Below are 17,627 nucleotides of genomic sequence, written 5' to 3' on the forward strand. Positions count from 1 at the left end.
CCCGGCGACGATTGCAGGACTTGTGGACACAGCATCGATGAAGCCTCCGCACGCGGCGGCCGTCCTGACCGCGCTGATCCTCGCGGCAGGTGTCGCGAACATCAACCTCTCTGTCGCGAACGTCGCCCTCCCGACCATCGGCCTGGCGTTCGACGCCTCGCAGGACGCCCTGAACCTCGTCGCTGTCGCCTACACCCTGGGCCTCGCCGGCACCGTCCTCTACCTCGGGGCGCTCGGCGACCGGTTCGGGCGGAAGCGGATGCTGCTCATCGGCGTCGCCGTGAGCATCCCCGCCGCACTGCTCGCGGCGTTCGCGCCCAGCCTGCCGGTGCTGGTGCTCGCGCGCCTCATCGGTGGCGTGGCGGCCGGTGCCGCGTACCCGACGACGCTGTCGCTCATCACGGCACTCTGGTCCGGCAAGGCCCGGACACAGGCCATCGCGATCTGGTCGGGGGCAGGGGCCGCCCTGTCGGTCATGGGCCCACTGAGCGCCGGGTGGATCCTCGAGTGGGCGACGTGGGGGATCGCGTTCCTCGTGGCGATCCCGCTCGCGGTCGTCAGCATCGTGCTCGTGGTCGCCGTGGTGCCGTCCGGCGTGCACGAGTCGAGTGAGCCCGTCGACCACCTCGGCGGGGTGCTGTCGATCATCGCGGTGTCGAGTCTCGCGTTCGCCGTCCACACGCTCGCCTCCCCGGACGAGGCCGGCAAGGCACTCGCGTTCCTGGCCGTCGCGGTCGTCGCCGGCGGGGTGTTCGCGTGGCGGCAGTTGCACGTGAGTGAACCCCTGTACGACCTGCGGGTCGCGAAGCGGCGCGTGTTCTGGGTCGCCGCGGTGTCGGGCACGATCGTGTTCGGTTCGCTCACGGGCGCGATCTACGTCGGGCAGTTGTTCCTGCAGAACGTGCTCGGCTACTCACCGTTCGAAGCCGGGCTGTCGATCCTGCCCGCAGCCCTCCTCCTTCTGGCGAGCGCACCGGTGTCGGGGATCCTCGTGGAGCGGTTCGGCTCGCGCGTGGTGTTCCTGCTCGGCTTCGGGATATCGCTCGCCGGGTTCGCCGTGATGCTCCTCACCTGGAACATCGACACGGGCGTCGTGCCGGTGGGGGTCGCCTACGGGCTGATCGGCATCGGTGTCGGTCTCGCGGGCCTCCCGGCCTCCCGTTCACTCACCGGCTCCGTCCCGGTCCGCCGCGCCGGGATGGCGTCGAGCACCTCCGACCTCCAGCGCGATCTCGGGGCAGCCATCCTGCAGTCCCTCCTCGGCGCCGTGCTCACGGTCGGGTACACGGCCTCCTTCGGCAGACGGGTGGCCGAGGTCAACGCCGACCAGACGCTCGGGCTGACCGTCGGACCCGAGATCACGGGCCAGCTGCAGAAGTCCTACTCCGGCGCCGAGCAGATCGCCGAGCAGTACCCGCAGTACCACGACCAGGTCATCGGGGCGGCACGCGACTCCTTCCTCGCCGGGGCACAGGCCGCGTACCTCATCGGCATCATCGCCATGGCCGTCGGGGCGCTCATCGTCGCCATCTGGTTCCCCCGCAAGTCGCGCGAGGACGAGCTGTTCGCCCAGTACGCGCGCGAGGACGCCGAGCCACCGACCACCTGACCTCCGTCGTGCGACGGATGCCGGCGAACGCCCTCCCCGCTACCGTTGACGACATGAGCTCCTCCACCGCCGACCAGGGTCCGGAGACCCCGGTCGACCCCTACGACGCCCAGTGGCGGCGCCCGGGCGCGACACCGGCCGAGCTGCGCTTCGACATCGTCCTCGCGATCGCCCTCACCGTGGGTACGGTCCTCAGCCTCACGCTCTACTCGATCGCCGGTCTCTATCCAGAGCCGGCGCCGATGTGGGCGTCCCTGATCTGGGCGTTCGGCATCACCCTGCCCCTCGTACTCCGGCGACGCTTCCCGTGCACGGTCGTCGTCTCGGCGATGTTCATCGTCGGGGGCACCATCCTCGTGCCCGAGGTCCTGTTCACGAACATCACACTGTTCCTCGCCATCTACACCGTCGGCGCCTGGGTGCCGAACCGGCGCCGCGCAGCGATCGCCCGCGTCGCGATCATCGTGGCCATGTTCCTCTGGCTGCTCACCTCGATGTTCCAGCAGGCGACCGATCCCGATGCCCTCCCGAACTTCTCGCGGGTCGGACTCTTCTCACCGCTGGTCGCGTTCCTGCTCATCCAGATCCTCACGAACATCCTGTACTTCGGGGCGGCGTACTTCTTCGGCGAGCGCGTGTACCAATCGGCACGCGAACGAGCGGCCCTGGAGCAGCGGACGGCGGAACTCGAGGCGGAGCGCGCACGGACGGCCCGCCAGGCGGTCGCGCTCGAGCGGGTGCGGATCGCCCGTGAGCTGCACGACGTCGTCGCCCACCATGTGTCGGTGATGGGGGTCCAGGCCGGCGCGGCACGCACCGTGCTCGAGGTGAACCCTGCCGCCGCCCGCGATGCGCTCGCGAACGTCGAGCTCGGCGCTCGGAGCGCCATCGACGAACTGCGGAAGATGCTCGGGACGCTCCGGGCGCATGGCGAACAGCCCGATGCGAGCAGCCCGTCGACGGTCGGGGTCCGACAGCTCGGCGCGCTGGCCGACGAGGCGACGGCGAACGGCCTGCCGACGCAGTTCGAGCAGATCGGCGAAGCGGTCGCGATCCCAGCCGTCGTCTCGTTCAACCTCTACCGCATCGCCCAGGAGGCGCTTACGAACGCCCGGAAGTACGGCGGCACCGAGGCGACCGCCGAGCTGCGCCTTCGGTACCTCACCGACGGTGTCGAGCTCGAGGTCACGAACACCGGCACGGTCCAGCCCGTGGCACGACGTGGCGGCCTCGGGCTCATCGGGATGCGGGAGCGCGTCGCCTCGTCCGGAGGTTCGCTCGAAGCAGGTCCGCGCACCCGCGGCGGCTATCTCGTGCGGGCGTGGATCCCACTCGCCGGCTCGACCGACCAGGCCATGGAAGCCGCGGCGACCGTGTCGCCCGACACCCTCGAACCGACCACCGCGAAGGACCCAGCATGACCGAGCACCCCACCCGCATCCTGCTCGTCGACGACCAGGAGCTGCTCCGGGCCGGTTTCCGCATCATCCTCGGCTCGCAGCCCGGCTTCGAGATCGTCGGCGAGGCGTCGAACGGTTCTGAGGCGGTCGAGTTGGTGGCGACGCTGCAGCCCGACGTCGTCTGCATGGACGTCCAGATGCCCGTCATGGACGGACTGGAGGCGACCCGTCGGATCGTCGCCGACCCGGCACTCACCGCTGCGGTGCTCATCCTCACCACCTTCGACCGCGACGACTACCTCGCTGAGGCGCTGCGAGCCGGTGCGAGCGGGTTCCTCCTGAAGAACTCGTCGCCGGAAGAACTCGTCGCTGCAGTCCGGATCGTCGCCGGTGGCGAAGCGCTGCTCTCCCCCGCCGTCACCCGGCGGGTCATCGAGGGATTCGCCCAGCGGTCCGCCCCCGAGCAGCCCGCAGCGGTCGAGCCCGCCGCGGTCGCCTCGCCGCAGCTCGGATCCGACTTCGGAGCGCTGACGGAACGGGAGCGCGAGGTGCTGCAGCTCGTCGCGCAGGGGCTGTCGAACCAGGAGATCGCCACGGAGCTGTTCGTCGGGGAGGCGACCGTGAAGTCGCACGTCTCGAAGGTGCTGCAGAAGCTCGCGCTCCGTGACCGCATCCAGGCGGTCATCTACACCTACGAGCACGGACTCGCGACGCCTCGCGGCTGAGCGTTCGCTCCGGTTCTCCCCGAGGGGATCGAGGGGCGTCCGCTCAGGAGTAGCGTGACGACCATGGAATTTCGATACCTCGGAAACAGCGGATTCAAGATCTCAGAGATCATCTTCGGCAACTGGTTGACCCACGCCTCGCAGGTCGAGAACGACGTCGCCACGGCCAGCGTGCGGGCTGCGCTCGACGCCGGCATCACCACCTTCGACACCGCGGACGCGTATGCGAACACCGCGGCGGAGCAGGTGCTCGGTGACGCGCTCGCGGGTGAGCGCCGTGCGGGCATCGAGATCTTCACGAAGGTGTACTGGCCGACGGAGGCGAAGGGCCACAACGACGTCGGCCTCTCTCGGAAACACATCATGGAGTCGATCGACGGGTCGCTGAAGCGCCTCGGCACCGACTACGTCGACCTGTACCAGGCGCACCGCTACGACAGCGAGACGCCGCTCGAGGAGACGATGCAGGCGTTCGCCGACATCGTGCGTGCCGGAAAGGCGCTCTACATCGGTGTCAGCGAGTGGAACGCCGAGCAGCTGCGGGCCGGGCACGCGCTCGCGAAGGACCTCGGTTTCCAGCTCATCTCGAACCAGCCGCAGTACTCGATGCTGTGGCGGGTCATCGAGGAGGAGGTCGTGCCGGCCTCCCGTGAACTCGGCATCTCGCAGATCGTCTGGTCGCCGGTGGCGCAGGGCGTGTTGAGCGGCAAGTACCTGCCGGGCGCCGCACTCCCCGAGGGCACCCGCGCGACCGACGAGAAAGGCGGCGCGAACACCATCAAGCGCTTCCTCGACGACGAGGTGCTGACAGCGGTGCAGCAGCTGAAGCCGATCGCCGACGAGCTGGACCTCACCATGGCGCAGCTCGCGCTGGCGTGGGTGCTGCACAACGACAACGTCGCGGGCGCGATCGTCGGGGCGTCGCGTCCCGAGCAGGTCACGGCGAACGCTGCGGCTGCGGGTGTGAAGCTCGACGAGCTCGTGGTCGAGCAGATCAACCAGGCGATCGGTTCCGTCGCGGTCACCGACCCGTCCCAGACGGTCTCGCCCTCCTCCCGCCCCGCCTGATCCCCCTTTCCCTCGAGAGAGCGGCGGGAATTGACGACGCCCGGTATCCCCCATCCGATGGAGAGGGGTGCCGGGCGTCGCCGCGTCAACCCGCCACACGGGGGATGACCGTGGCCACCGCCGACCCGTAGCGTGATCGTCATACCGGGAGACCCCGGACGAAGACGCACAGGAGGCGGCCGATGCTCGAACTCAGCCACATCGACAAGTCGTACGGGGATCGGAAGGTGCTCGACGACGTCAGCTTCCAGGTCGCGCCCGGACGCATGACCGGCTTCGTCGGCGGCAACGGTGCCGGCAAGACCACGACGATGCGCATCCTCCTCGGTGTGCTCGCCGCGAACCGCGGGACCGTCACGCTCGACGGGACGCCGCTCACGCCGGAGGACCGCCGTCGTTTCGGGTACATGCCGGAGGAACGCGGCCTCTACCCGAAGATGCGCGTCGAGGAGCAGCTCGTCTATCTCGCCCGTCTCCACGGGTTCACGAGCCATGCGGCCAAGCGCAACGCCGACGAACTGCTCGACCGCCTCGGCCTCGGTGAGCGCAAGAACGACGCCCTCGAGAGTCTCTCGCTCGGCAATCAGCAGCGCGCGCAGATCGCCGCCGCCCTGGTCCACGACCCCGACGTCCTGGTGCTGGACGAGCCGTTCTCCGGCCTCGATCCGATGGCCGTCGACGTCGTCGTGGGGGTGCTCGGCGAGTTCGCCGCCGGCGGGGCGCCCGTCCTGTTCTCCAGCCACCAGCTCGACATCGTCGAGCGTCTCTGCGACGACCTCGTCATCATCGCCGGCGGCACCATCCGTGCCACCGGTTCCCGCGACGCCCTCCGTGCGGCGCACGCCGGCAACCGCTACGAACTCCTCGCGTCGTCCGACACGGGGTGGCTGCGCGAGCGCGCCGGCGTCCAGGTGGTCGACTTCGACGGCGGGTACGCCCTCTTCGACGCCGATGATGCGTCGGCGGCCCAGGCGGTCCTCCGCGAAGCCCTGACCCGCGGTGACGTCGCCAGCTTCGCCCCCCTCCGTCCCACCCTCGCCCAGATCTTCAAGGAGGTCATCCAGTGAGCACCGCAACGCACACCCCGACCGAGCCCGCCGCCAGCCGTCGCAGCGGCCCCGCATCCCCGAGCCTCACCCAGTCGATCGGCCTCGTCGCGGAGCGCGAGGTGAAGATGCGGCTGCGGAGCAAGACCTTCCTCATCTCCACCGGCATCCTGCTGCTCGTGATCCTCGCGGGCATCGTCGTCGGCGGATTCCTCGCGAAGAACACGGCGACGGAGACGACCAAGATCGCGGTCGTCGGCAGCGCCGGGTCTGGACTCACCGAGGGGTCTGCCGGGAAATTCGACGTCAGTGGCGTTCCGGACCGCGCTGCGGCCGAGGCCCTCGTGAAGGCCGGTGACGTGAAGGCCGCGATCGTGCCCTCCGACACGAACGCGACCGGCTTCGAGCTGATCTTCGCAACCGAGGCCGATCCGGCACTCGTCACGAGTCTGAGCGTCCAACCCGAGGTCACCATCCTCGACCCGGGCTCCGACGGCTCGGCCGGCTTCCTCCTCTACATCGTCTCGCTCGGGTTCGGCCTGGTGTTCTTCGTCTCCGCCACCACCTTCGGTGCGTCGATCGCGCAGAGCGTCGTCGAGGAGAAGCAGACGCGTGTCGTCGAGATCCTCATGTCGGCGATCCCGGTGCGAGCCCTCCTCGCCGGCAAGGTCCTCGGCAACAGCATTCTCGCGTTCGCGCAGATCATCGCGATCGCCGCGCTCTCGGTGATCGGACTGACGGTGACGGGGCAGACGGAACTCCTTGCGGGCATCGGTCTGCCGGTCGTCTGGTTCGTGGTGTTCTTCGTCCTCGGCTTCATCCTGCTGGCCGCCCTGTTCGCCGCTGCCGGATCCCTGGTCTCGCGTCAAGAGGACATCGGGTCGACCACGACTCCGATTACGATGCTCATCATGATCCCCTACTTCGCCGTCATCTTCTTCAACGACAACCCGTTGGTCATGACGATCATGTCCTACGTGCCGTTCTCCGCGGCCGTCGGCATGCCGGTGCGCCTGTTCGTCGGCTCCGCGCAGTGGTGGGAACCGCTCCTGTCGCTGATCATCCTCGCGGCGACCGCGGCGTTCGTCATCTGGATCGGGTCCCGCATCTACGAGAACTCGCTGCTCAAGATGGGCGGTCGTGTGAAGATCTCGGAAGCGCTGAAGGGATGACCGGGCTCGGCGGGCTCGACGAGGTCTTCAACCCGGGCGCCTTCGAGGCGAAGCAGTTCCTCGACGCGGAGCAGCAGCTGCCGGCTCCCGCACCCCTCGCGGGTGATCCGGTCGGCGACATCTACGGGGACGAGCCGATCAAGCTCGACCTCGTGGACCTCGACGAGGAGGACCAGGACGCGCGGTTCCCGACCGACGGGTCCCCCTCGGACGACGACGATTCCGCCGCTGCGGCGTCCTCGATCGCCGTGCACGCCCTCGCCTACGAGCATGCGCTCGCCCAGGAGGCCCCCGAACCGGAGGCGGACCCCGGAGCGCATGCCGATGTCGAGACGGCGATCGACGCGCCCTCCGCGGACGTCGAGCCCTCGGCGGACGGCCCGCGGCACGCTGCCGACTGACCGCACCACCCCATCCGCTCCCGCCCCTCCCATCCCTCCCCTTTTCCGACCCTTTCTCAGGAGACCTCCGGCGCGCCGCCCTCCGCGCGCTCCGGCACGCCGGAGGTCTCCTGAGAAAGGGCATCACCGCAAGAAGTCGGAGCCGGACGCAAGGAACATGCGGCACGTATGGGACAGGATGGTGTGGTGACCTCATCCCTGCATGACACCAGCGTCCGCGGTTTCGCCTCCGACAACTACTCGGGCGTGCACCCCGAGATCCTCGACGCCCTCGCCGCGGCGAACGGCGGCCACCAGATCGCGTACGGCGAGGACGACTACACACGCCGCCTCCACGAGGTCTTCGCCGAGCACTTCGGCCGCGACGTCTCCGTCTTCCCCGTGTTCAACGGCACCGGTGCGAACGTCGTCGGTCTGCAGTCGATGCTGCCCCGCTGGGGCGCGGTCATCTCGGCGTCGACCGCACACATCAACTCCGACGAGGGCGGAGCGCCCGAGCGCGTCGGCGGCATCAAGCTGCTGACGGTCGACGCCCCCGACGGCAAGCTGACGCCGGAGCTCATCGACCGCGAGGCCTGGGGGTGGGGCGACGAACACCGCGCACAGCCGCTCGTGGTGTCGATCACGCAGACGACGGAGCTCGGCACGCTCTACACGCCGGAGGAGATCCGCGCGATCGCCGACCACGTGCACGGTCACGGCATGAAGCTGCACCTCGACGGTGCCCGCATCGCCAACGCGGCGGCCGCCCTCGGGCTTGGGTTGCGCGCCTTCACGACCGACGCCGGTGTCGACGTCCTCTCCTTCGGAGGCACGAAGAACGGCCTGCTGTTCGGCGAGGCGATCGTCGTCCTGGAGCCGACCGCCTCGGAGGGTCTCGTCTACCTGAGGAAGCTCAACATGCAGCTCGCCTCGAAGATGCGGTTCGGCGCGGCCCAGCTGATCGCTCTGCTCGAACCCGCGGCCGACGGGGGCGACGGACTCTGGTTGCGTTCCGCATCCCACGCCAACGCGATGGCCGCGCGGCTGCGGACCTCTCTCGAAGAGCTCATCGCGGCGGGCGACGCCCCCGGACTCGGGTTCAGCCAGCCGACCGAGGCGAACGCGGTCTTCGCAACCCTCCCGGCGGGCGTCCCCGATCGTCTGCGCGAGCGCTTCCGTTTCTACGACTGGGACGCCGCCAAGGGCGAGGTGCGCTGGATGTGCTCGTTCGACACGACCGAGGCGGACATCGACGCATTCGTCGCCGCCATCCGTGAGGAACTCGCCCGCGCGTAGCATCCGTGTTCCGCCGATCGCACGGCTGCGCACGCCCGCCCACGGTATGGCATGGTTGATGACTGGGCTTCCCACGGATGAGAGAGACGGTCATGCACTATCAGTCGACGCGCGGTCACGACCTGCCGCAGCACTTCTCGGACATCCTCCTCGGCGGCCTCGCCCCCGACGGCGGCCTGTACCTGCCCGTGGAGTACCCGCAGCTGACCGCTGACGAGCTCGAGTCGTGGCGCGAGCTCTCGTATGCAGATCTCGCGTTCGCGGTGCTCTCGAAGTTCGCCGACGACATCCCTGCCGACGACCTCCACGACATCACCCGCCGCACCTACACCGCCGAGGTGTACTCGAACGGCCGCCCCGGCGACGACGCCGAGTTGATCACGCCGATCCGCACCCTCGGCGAGGAGGGCGGCGCAGCCCTGCAGCTGCTCGGCCTCTCGAACGGTCCGACGCTCGCCTTCAAGGACATGGCGATGCAGCTGCTCGGGAACCTGTTCGAGTACACGCTCGCGAAGAACGGTCAGGAACTCAACATCCTCGGCGCGACGTCGGGAGACACCGGGAGCGCCGCTGAGTACGCCATGCGCGGCAAGGCCGGCATCCGCGTCCTCATGCTGAGCCCGCACGGCCGTATGAGCGACTTCCAGCGCGCCCAGATGTTCAGCCTGCAGGACGACAACATCGTGAACCTGGCCGTCGAGGGCAACTTCGACGACTGCCAGGACATCGTGAAGGCCGTCTCGAAGGATGCCTCGTTCAAGGCGCACCACGCGATCGGCACCGTCAACTCGATCAACTGGGCTCGCGTCGTCGCGCAGGTCGTGTACTACGTCCACGGCTGGCTGCTCGCAACCGACGGCCCCGGCCAGAAGGTGTCGTTCTCGGTGCCGTCGGGCAACTTCGGCAACGTGTGCGCCGGTCACATCGCCCGTTCCATGGGTCTGCCCATCGACCAGCTGGTCGTCGCCACCAACGAGAACGACGTCCTCGACGAATTCTTCCGCACGGGCGTCTACCGTCCACGCTCGGCAGCCGAGACGCACCACACGTCGAGCCCGAGCATGGACATCTCGAAGGCCTCCAACTTCGAGCGCTTCCTCTACGACCTCGTCGGCCAGGACGCGTCGCGGCTCGGTGAGCTGTTCCGTCAGCTCGACGAGGACGGCGGCTTCGACCTGTCGGGCACGCCCGAGTTCGACCGGATCGCCGAGTTCGGTTTCGTTTCGGGTCGCAGCACGCACGCCGACCGTGTCGCCACCATCCGCGACGTCTCCGAGCGCTACGACATCACGATCGACCCGCACACCGCTGACGGCGTCGGGGTGGCCCGCCGACACCTGCGCGCCGGCGTGCCGATGATCGTCCTCGAGACGGCGTTGCCGGCGAAGTTCGCCGACATCGTGCGTGAGGCACTCGGCGAGGAACCGGAGCGGCCGGCGGCGTTCGAAGGCATCGAGGGTCTTCCGCAGCGCTTCGAAGTGGTCCCGGCCGACGTCGACCGCATCAAGGCAGTCATCGTGGAGCACACCGGCCGCTGAGCCGTCTCCTGCTGAGCGCACAGCCCCGAACCTGTCGACGGGCCGTTGCCCGGACCGTCGGCTCCCCGTACGCTGGCGCCATGGACGATCCGAGCACCCCTTCCCGCACCGACCCCATCGGTGGCGACGACGTGGTCGGCGACGCAGGACTCGACGACCCCAGCGACACCGAGGACGCCCTGGAAGCACTCGACGACGAGGACGAACTCTCCGAGCTCGAGCCCGTCGAGGACAGCTTCGGCGAGGGACCGGAGTAGTCGTCCACCACGCGGACGCGGTGCGGCACGCCGTCGACCGAACGTCTCGCTCTGTCCGGCGCGCCGCACGCGCGGCCTGAACCGTGGACGGCGAACCGCTCTACGGAACGAGGATCAGTTTGCCGCTCGGGTGACCGGACTCGCTCTCGCGGTGGGCCTCGGCGGCCTCGGCGAGTGGTCGGATCGTGCCGAGCTCGAAGCTGAAGCCGCCTCGCTCGGCGAGTTCCGCGACCGCCGGGATCGCCTCCGCGCGCCACGCCTGCTCCTGATCGGTCAGGGGAAGCGGGTTCCCACCCGACCACGCCTGGATTCCGAGTGCCGCCGCCTTCGCGCCGACGACGATCGTGCCGATGTGCTGCCGGTCGTCGACGAGCTCGAACGACGCCTCGAGTGCCTCATCCGTGCCGACGGCGTCGAGCACCCGGTCGATCCCCTGCGGGGCCGCCTCACGGATGCGCTCGACGAGCCCCGGGCCGTAGGCGACGGGGATCGCACCGATTTCACGGAGTCGTTCGTGGTTGCGTTCGCTCGCGGTGGCGATCACCGCTGCACCCCAGGCACGCGCGAACTGCACGGCGGCATGGCCCACCGAGCCCGATCCGCCGTGGATGAGCAGCGTCGTCCCGTCGGTGACCCCGAGCGAGCGGAGCGCCTGGTAGGCGGTGCTGACGGGGATGCCGATCGCGGCGGCCTCCTCGAAGGAGATCGCCGCTGGCTTCGCGATGATCTGCCGAGGCGTCACCACGAGGTGCGTCGCGTAGGTGCCGTCACCGTTCACGATGACGACCTCGTCGCCGACCGCCCATCCGTCGACGCCGTCACCCACCTCGACGATCACGCCTCCGCCGTCGCTCCCCACCCTGCGGGGTTCGGCGAGGTGCTGTCCTCCACGGATGCCGCTGCGGAGTTTCCAGTCGATGGGGTTCACCCCGGCCGCGCGGACCTCCACCACGAGTTCACCCGCCGCGGGGTGCGGGGTGGGGACCTCCACGAGCTGGAGGACGTCTGCCGAGCCGAGCTCGTCGTATTGGACGACGGTTGCCATGTCGTTCCCTTCTGTGCGGCACCACCTCGTGCGCGCCGCGTGTCGGCGATCGCCACGATGCCGTGGCTGCTCTGAGGCTAACCGTGACCGTCCTCCACAGCTTCCCGATCCGTCGATCGATGACGTCGGATGACCGTCGGATGGCGGAGGCGAGCGCCGGGGACGTAGCGTTGAGACATGCCTCCCACTGATGGACCGTCGTCTGCCGCGCCCGCCACGATCTCGAACCTGCTCGCCGAGACGCGCAGCTTCGCGCCGCCAGCGGACATCGCACGGACGGCCAACGTCGGACCGGGCGAGTGGGCCCGTGCTGCGGCCGATCCCATCGCGTTCTGGGAGGAGCAGGCCCACCGTCTCGACTGGGTGACACCCTGGGAGTCCGCTCACACCTGGGAACCCGCACGGCCGGTCGACGGCTCCGACCCGGCCGACCCGGCCCCCGAGCTCACCGTCCCCGCCGCGACCTGGTTCGCCGGCGGCACCCTGAACGTGGCCGTCAACTGCGTGGACCGCCACGTCGACGCCGGACGAGGCGACAAGATCGCGCTGCACTTCGAGGGCGAACCGGGCGACCGCCTCTCGATCAGCTACGCCGAACTACAGCGGGAGGTCGCGAAGGCCGCCAATGCGCTCACCGCGCTCGGCATCGGGAAGGGCGACCGAGTCGTCATCTATCTGCCGGTCATCCCCGAGACGGTCATCGCCACCCTCGCCGTCGCACGCATCGGCGCCATCCACTCGCTCGTCTTCGGCGGGTTCTCCGCTGAGGCACTGCGCTTCCGTGTCGAAGACACCGAGGCGAAACTCCTCATCACCACCGACGGCCAGTACCGCCGGGGCACCGCCGTGCCGGTGAAGCAGAACGCCGACGCCGCGGTCGAGGGTGTGCCGTCCATCGAGCACGTGCTCGTCGTGTCGCGCACCGGCGAGCAGACCCCGAACGTCCCGTGGACCGAGGGCCGCGACGTCTGGTGGCACGACGCCGTCGGAACCGCCGCAGACACCCACGAGGCCGAGGCGTTCGACGCCGAGACCCCGCTGTTCATCATCTACACGAGCGGCACCACCGGCAAGCCGAAGGGGCTCGTCCACACCTCGGGCGGCTACCTCACGCAAGCCTCCTGGACGCACTGGGCCATCTTCGACGCGAAGGACGACGACGTGCACTGGTGCACCGCCGATCTCGCCTGGGTCACGGCGCACACCTACGAGATCTACGGCCCGCTCTCCAACGGACTCACCCAGGTGATCTATGAGGGCACCCCGAACACGCCACACCAGGCCCGTCACTTCGAGATCATCGAGCGCTACGGCGTCACGACGTACTACACCGCGCCAACGCTCATCCGCACCCTCATGACCTGGTTCCCAGAGGGACCGCCCGCCCAGTACGACCTCTCCAGCATCCGACTGCTGGGCACCGTCGGCGAGGCGATCAACCCCGAGGCGTGGATGTGGTTCCGCGATCGCCTGGGCCGAGGCGAGGCGCCCGTCGTCGACACCTGGTGGCAGTCGGAGACCGGTTCGGCCGTCATCGCCCCCCTGCCGGGTGCCACGACGATCAAGCCCGGCTCGGGCAGCCGTGCGCTCCCGGGTCTCGAGGCGCTCGTCGTCGACGAGGAGGGCACGACCGTGCCGTACGGCTCTGGCGGGTACCTCGTGGTGAGTCGCTTCGGGCCGTCGCTCGCGCGAACCGTGTGGGGCAACCCCGAACGGTACCGCGACTCGTACTGGGCCAAGTACTGGAAGCAGGGCTACTTCTTCTCCGGAGACGGCGCGAAGTGGGATGAGGACGGCGACATCTGGGTGCTCGGCCGCGTCGACGACGTCATCAACGTCTCGGGCCATCGGCTGTCGACGATCGAGATCGAGTCGGCGCTCGTGTCGCATCCCCACGTCGGTGAGGCCGGTGTGGTCGGTGTCGACGACCCGATCACGGGCAGCGCGATCGCCGCGTTCATCATCCCGTCCTCCCGCTCCAACGGCCCCGAGGCCGACGGCGAGCAGTACTGGCTCGAGCGGGCCGCGGCGCTCCGCGAGTCCTTGCGCGGGCACGTCGCGAACGAGATCGGACCGATCGCGAAGCCGCGCGACGTCTTCATCGTGCCCGACCTCCCGAAGACCCGGTCCGGCAAGATCATGCGTCGGCTCCTCGGCGACATCGTCGATCGCCGCCCGCTCGGCGACACCACGTCGCTGCAGGACGAAGCGGCTCCGCACCGCATCGCCGAGATCGTGACCGCTTCACGGGAATAGGCCCACAACCCATTCAGTTGCATCGAGAGTCAATGGCGACGACCCCCATCCGTACCACACACCTCTTTGGAGATCACATGTCCATTGCCACCCGTACCGCGACGACCGACGCCCCGATCCTCGAGGTGCTCGCCGAGCGTTGGAGCCCCCGCGCCTTCGTGAGTGAGCCGGTCGCTGAGTCGAAGATCGCCTCCGCGCTCGAAGCCGCACGTTGGTCGCCGAGCGCGTACAACATCCAGCCGTGGCGCTTCATCGTCGGCAACCGTGGCACCGAGACCTTCGACCGCATCGCGGAGCAGCTCGTCGAGTTCAACCAGGCGTGGGCTGCCAAGGCAGGCACGCTCATCGTCGCCGTCGCCGAGACGGTCGACGAGAACGGCAAGGAGCGCTCGCACGCGATCTACGACCTCGGCCAGGCCGTGGCGCACCTGAGCGTGCAGGCGCACAGCGATGGCCTGTTCGCCCACCAGATGTCCGGGTTCTCGCCCGAGGGTGTCGCGGCGGCGTTCAACCTTCCCGACGGCCTCGTGCCGGTCACCGTCACCGCTCTGGGTGAGGTCGGCGACCCCGAGTCCCTCCCCGAGGGCATGCTCCGCGAGCGCGAGACCGCTCCGCGCACGCGTCTCCCCCTGGCAGACCTCATCATCGCCCAGGGCTAGTCACCCGCAACCCTCCTGCGAGGGGACCACGGTCCCCGAGTGCGTCGAGGCCACCTGAGCCGCCCGGTCCGCCGGGCGGCTCAGCTGCGTTTCGCAACGTGACGCTCGCTCCGCAGCCCGCGCCCTGAGCCTGTCGACGGGCACGGGTGTCCGGTCGAGACCGGTCTACAGTCCGGCGACGAGGTTGATGACGGTCGCGAGGATGACCGAACCGAAGAGGTACGACAGCAGGGTGTGTTTCAGCACGGTGCGGCGGAACTCGCTCGTCCGCAGCGTCGTGTCCGACACCTGGTAGGTCATGCCGAGGTCGAAGGCCAGGTAGGCGAAGTCGCTGTACTGCGGAGCCTCCTCCTGATTGAAGTCGATGCCGCCCTCGGGAGCCGCGAAGTACATGCGTGCGTAGCGGAGCGTGTAGATCGTGTGGATGAGCGCCCAGGAGAGGGCGACGCTCAGCACCGAGAAGCCAGCGATCACTCCCTGCTCGAACGCGGACGTCGCCGCGCGGGCTTGCAGGATGACGACGCTGAGCGCCACGAGACTGCCCACGCTCGCGAACACGATGAGCACTTCGCTGGTCGCTCGTCCCGGTTCCTCGCTCGTCGCGTGCTCACGGGTCCGCTCGGGGTCCATACGCCAGATCCGGAGCCACATCGTGACGATGAACACGAGGCATGCCGCACCCCAGCCGGCGAGGATCGCGCCCGCCCAGAACCAGGTCACCCCGGCGACTCCGCCGACGAGCAGCCCGACGGCGACCGAGACGGCGAGGCGCAGCTTCGCCCCGTGTCGCATCGCGACAGGTCCACCCGGAGAAGTGCTCACGTGCTGATCGTGGCACTCCCAGCGCCCAGGGCCGCTGAGGCTCGCGGAGGTGCTGTCCTCCCGCGGCCAGCGCGGCGCGCTGGCCGGTGACCGCCCCGGAAACCTGGGAGACGCACGGCCGCGCTTCCGACGAGTCGACTCAGTAGCCGCGGTCGGGGTCGTATCGGTTGAGGAGGGGTTCGCCGGTGCGCCAGCGACGGAGGTTGTCGACGAAGAGCGCGGTGAGCGTCGCGTTCTCGGTCTCGACCGTCGACGCCGAGTGGGGCGAGATCAGGACGTTGTCGAGGGTCCAGAGCGGAGAGTCGACTGCGAGCGGTTCCTCGGTGACGACATCGAGTGCGGCACCAGCGAGACGACCGCTCGCGAGCTCCTGGACGAGCGCGTCCTCGTCCACGACCGCGCCACGCGCGATGTTCACGAGGATCGCGCCGTCGGGAAGGGCAGCGAGCGCGGCGCGATCGATGAGGCCCTCGGTCTCCGGCGTGAGCGCGCAGCACAGCACGAGGACGTCGGTGTGCGGCAGCACGAGCGCGAGACGATCGGTGCTCGAGACGGCGACACCGTCCGCCAGGCCGTAGTCGCGCCCTGCCCGCCCGACCGCTGTGACGTGGCACCCCATCGCATCGAACACGCGGATGACGTTCCGCCCCATCGCACCCACGCCGACGACCGTGACCCGGCGACCCGCGAGCTGGCCGGTCGCCGCACGCTGCCAGTGTCTCGCCTGCTGGTCGCGACGCAGTTTCGGGACGTCTTTGACGAAGTGCAGGGCTCCGGCGAGGGCGAATTCCGCGAGGGGGATGGCGTGGACGCCGCTCGCCGTGGTGATCTCGATGCCGCGGCGTTCGAGGCGATCCGTTGCACGAAGGCGCCGATGCCCGCGCTCGTCGCCTGGATCCAGCGGAGGTCGGGAGCGCGGTGGGGGAGCGCGGCCGGGTCCTGCCAGTCGAAGTCGAAGGCGACGTCGGCCTGCGCGAGGAGACGTCGCCAGCGGTCGTCGTCGGCAGGCGAGAGCGTCGGGGCCGGGCCGTGGTGATCGGCAGGGTAGGCGGGGTGCGGCAGGAGATCAGGCGCATACAGCACGTCGACGCCCGGCTCCGCGGCGATCGTCGCCACATGCTCCGGCTCGAGCCAGCTCGCGATCAGGACGCGCACGTTCTCCGTCATGCGTCCATCCTGCCAGCGCGGTGCGCTGGACCGAACGCTGGGGCACCACACACACGCCAGCGACGAGCGCGAGGAGGAACGGGTGCCGGTCAGGACGTCGGGCGGGGCTGCTCTCGACGCGGGACGCGCAGGGTGGTCACACCGGCCGCCGCGTTGATCCGACGCACCACCGACCTCCAGAGGAATGCGGAGGCGACCGCGAGCAGCACCATGACCGGCACAGCGAGACCCACCATCGCCGGCGTCTCGGGGAACAGCAGAGCCCAGATCACCGTGTTGCCGTCCCAGAGACCGTGCATGAGCGCGACCCCGAGGTACGCTCCCACGACGCCGAGGCTCAGACGGAACCGGCCGTTCCTCGCGGCGGCGAACACCGCGGCAGCGAACAACGCCGTCCAGAGCGGGTGACCGACCGGGTCGAAGACGGTCCGGGCGAACGCCGTCCGTGCCGCCTCGAACGCCGGGTGCACGAGGATGACCTCGATCAGTGACGCACCCGCGGGGAGCTTTTCCGACGCCTCTGCCCCCGCCGCCCAGGACTGCCCGATATACCAGAGGTTCTCGAGCACCGCGAAGCCCACACCGACTGCACCGCCGACGAACAGTCCACCGCGGGCGGTCTTCACCGGGAGACGCCAGGCCACCACGACGACCGCGACGATCTTCGCGAGTTCCTCCGCGAGCCCCGCGGCGAACAGCCCCACGTCGTGCGGGTTCTGCCGGGCCTCGGTCGCTGCGACGCCGACGAGCGAATCGAGGCTGCTGCCGAGGGCGATGGCGACGAACCCGCCGACGAGCGCTGCCCAGAGCAGCACCGACACGGTCACACCGTCACCCGGCTGCAGGCGACGCGCCATGACGAAGAGCAGTGTGCCCGCGGCGAGGCCGGCACCCAGCAGGATCCAAGCGGGCACGATCGCGTCGTTGCCGAGCAGCACGTGGGGCACGAAGAGCAGGAACAGCCAGAGCCCGAGTCCGGTGAGGAGGAAGGCACGCGTCGCACGCGGTCGACGCCAGAGCGGCACCGTCGCGTCTGCGACCGCGGACGGCGGCGTGGGGGCTGCGTGCGACATCGGATCCTCTCGACCGCGGCGCCGGCTGTCGGCGCGAGCATCACGCTAGCGGCAGGAGACACGCGGAGACCAGATGTCGCGACGGTTCGCGTGTCGGGTGGACGGCGGAGT

At 69.4% G+C, this 17,627-nt stretch carries 16 protein-coding genes; 12 read left to right on the forward strand and 4 right to left on the reverse strand.

Annotated features, from left to right (window positions below; translation table 11 throughout):
* Window positions 1-37: 37 nt before the first annotated feature.
* From KXS11_RS16315 to KXS11_RS16360, 10 genes are all read left to right on the forward strand, one after another.
* A complete protein-coding gene (locus KXS11_RS16315; RefSeq protein ID WP_437386683.1) occupies window positions 38-1,609 on the forward strand; it encodes an MFS transporter in 1,572 nt (523 codons plus the stop codon).
* Between the two features lie 53 nt (window positions 1,610-1,662).
* Window positions 1,663-3,030 carry a sensor histidine kinase gene (locus KXS11_RS16320; protein ID WP_437386684.1) on the forward strand — a complete coding sequence of 456 codons (1,368 nt, stop codon included), beginning with the start codon at window positions 1,663-1,665 and terminating at the stop codon, window positions 3,028-3,030.
* Complete coding sequence (locus KXS11_RS16325) at window positions 3,027-3,734, forward strand: response regulator (protein ID WP_437386685.1); 708 nt, start codon at window positions 3,027-3,029, stop codon at window positions 3,732-3,734. The genes KXS11_RS16320 and KXS11_RS16325 overlap by 4 nt, the downstream gene beginning before the upstream one ends.
* Before the next feature lie 63 nt (window positions 3,735-3,797).
* Window positions 3,798-4,802: an aldo/keto reductase family protein gene (locus KXS11_RS16330; RefSeq protein ID WP_437386686.1), complete on the forward strand. Its 1,005-nt coding sequence runs from the start codon at window positions 3,798-3,800 to the stop codon at window positions 4,800-4,802.
* A gap of 182 nt (window positions 4,803-4,984) precedes the next feature.
* Window positions 4,985-5,869, forward strand: coding sequence for an ABC transporter ATP-binding protein (locus KXS11_RS16335; RefSeq protein ID WP_437386687.1), 885 nt, complete (start codon window positions 4,985-4,987; stop codon window positions 5,867-5,869).
* Entirely contained in the window at window positions 5,866-7,020 is a 1,155-nt protein-coding gene (locus KXS11_RS16340; RefSeq protein ID WP_437386688.1) for an ABC transporter permease, read from the forward strand. Before KXS11_RS16335 ends, KXS11_RS16340 begins: the two co-directional genes overlap by 4 nt.
* On the forward strand, window positions 7,017-7,421 hold the full coding sequence (locus KXS11_RS16345; RefSeq protein ID WP_437386689.1) for a hypothetical protein: 405 nt from the start codon (window positions 7,017-7,019) through the stop codon (window positions 7,419-7,421). Before KXS11_RS16340 ends, KXS11_RS16345 begins: the two co-directional genes overlap by 4 nt.
* A gap of 186 nt (window positions 7,422-7,607) precedes the next feature.
* Entirely contained in the window at window positions 7,608-8,699 is a 1,092-nt protein-coding gene (locus KXS11_RS16350) for a threonine aldolase family protein (protein ID WP_437386690.1), read from the forward strand.
* A 92-nt stretch (window positions 8,700-8,791) separates the two neighbouring features.
* Complete coding sequence (gene thrC / locus KXS11_RS16355) at window positions 8,792-10,237, forward strand: threonine synthase (RefSeq protein WP_437386691.1); 1,446 nt, start codon at window positions 8,792-8,794, stop codon at window positions 10,235-10,237.
* 80 nt (window positions 10,238-10,317) lie between these two features.
* Window positions 10,318-10,494: a hypothetical protein gene (locus KXS11_RS16360; RefSeq protein WP_437386692.1), complete on the forward strand. Its 177-nt coding sequence runs from the start codon at window positions 10,318-10,320 to the stop codon at window positions 10,492-10,494.
* Between the two features lie 100 nt (window positions 10,495-10,594).
* Here KXS11_RS16360 and KXS11_RS16365 read toward each other — a convergent pair whose 3' ends face one another.
* Window positions 10,595-11,539: an NADP-dependent oxidoreductase gene (locus tag KXS11_RS16365; RefSeq protein ID WP_437386693.1), complete on the reverse strand. Its 945-nt coding sequence runs from the start codon at window positions 11,537-11,539 to the stop codon at window positions 10,595-10,597.
* A gap of 177 nt (window positions 11,540-11,716) precedes the next feature.
* Here KXS11_RS16365 and acs point away from each other — a divergent pair, with 177 nt between their 5' ends.
* Together acs and KXS11_RS16375 are read left to right on the forward strand one after the other, a co-directional pair.
* Window positions 11,717-13,795, forward strand: coding sequence for an acetate--CoA ligase (gene acs / locus KXS11_RS16370; protein WP_437386694.1), 2,079 nt, complete (start codon window positions 11,717-11,719; stop codon window positions 13,793-13,795).
* 77 nt (window positions 13,796-13,872) lie between these two features.
* Window positions 13,873-14,454, forward strand: a complete 582-nt coding sequence (locus tag KXS11_RS16375; protein ID WP_437386695.1) for a nitroreductase family protein — start codon at window positions 13,873-13,875, stop codon at window positions 14,452-14,454.
* 165 nt (window positions 14,455-14,619) lie between these two features.
* On the opposite strand, the gene KXS11_RS16380 is transcribed toward KXS11_RS16375, so the two are convergent.
* The 3 genes from KXS11_RS16380 to KXS11_RS16390 form a co-directional block, all read right to left on the reverse strand.
* The gene (locus KXS11_RS16380; RefSeq protein ID WP_437386696.1) at window positions 14,620-15,276 is read right to left on the reverse strand and encodes a DUF1345 domain-containing protein; all 657 of its coding nucleotides are present in this window, start codon (window positions 15,274-15,276) and stop codon (window positions 14,620-14,622) included.
* Between the two features lie 139 nt (window positions 15,277-15,415).
* Window positions 15,416-16,267 carry a D-2-hydroxyacid dehydrogenase gene (locus KXS11_RS16385; RefSeq protein ID WP_437386925.1) on the reverse strand — a complete coding sequence of 284 codons (852 nt, stop codon included), beginning with the start codon at window positions 16,265-16,267 and terminating at the stop codon, window positions 15,416-15,418.
* 265 nt (window positions 16,268-16,532) lie between these two features.
* The gene (locus tag KXS11_RS16390) at window positions 16,533-17,516 is read right to left on the reverse strand and encodes a PrsW family glutamic-type intramembrane protease (protein ID WP_437386697.1); all 984 of its coding nucleotides are present in this window, start codon (window positions 17,514-17,516) and stop codon (window positions 16,533-16,535) included.
* Window positions 17,517-17,627: the final 111 nt, after the last annotated feature.

Origin of the sequence: Plantibacter flavus (genome assembly GCF_051487245.1) — a bacterium.
Classification (GTDB): domain Bacteria; phylum Actinomycetota; class Actinomycetes; order Actinomycetales; family Microbacteriaceae; genus Plantibacter; species Plantibacter flavus_B.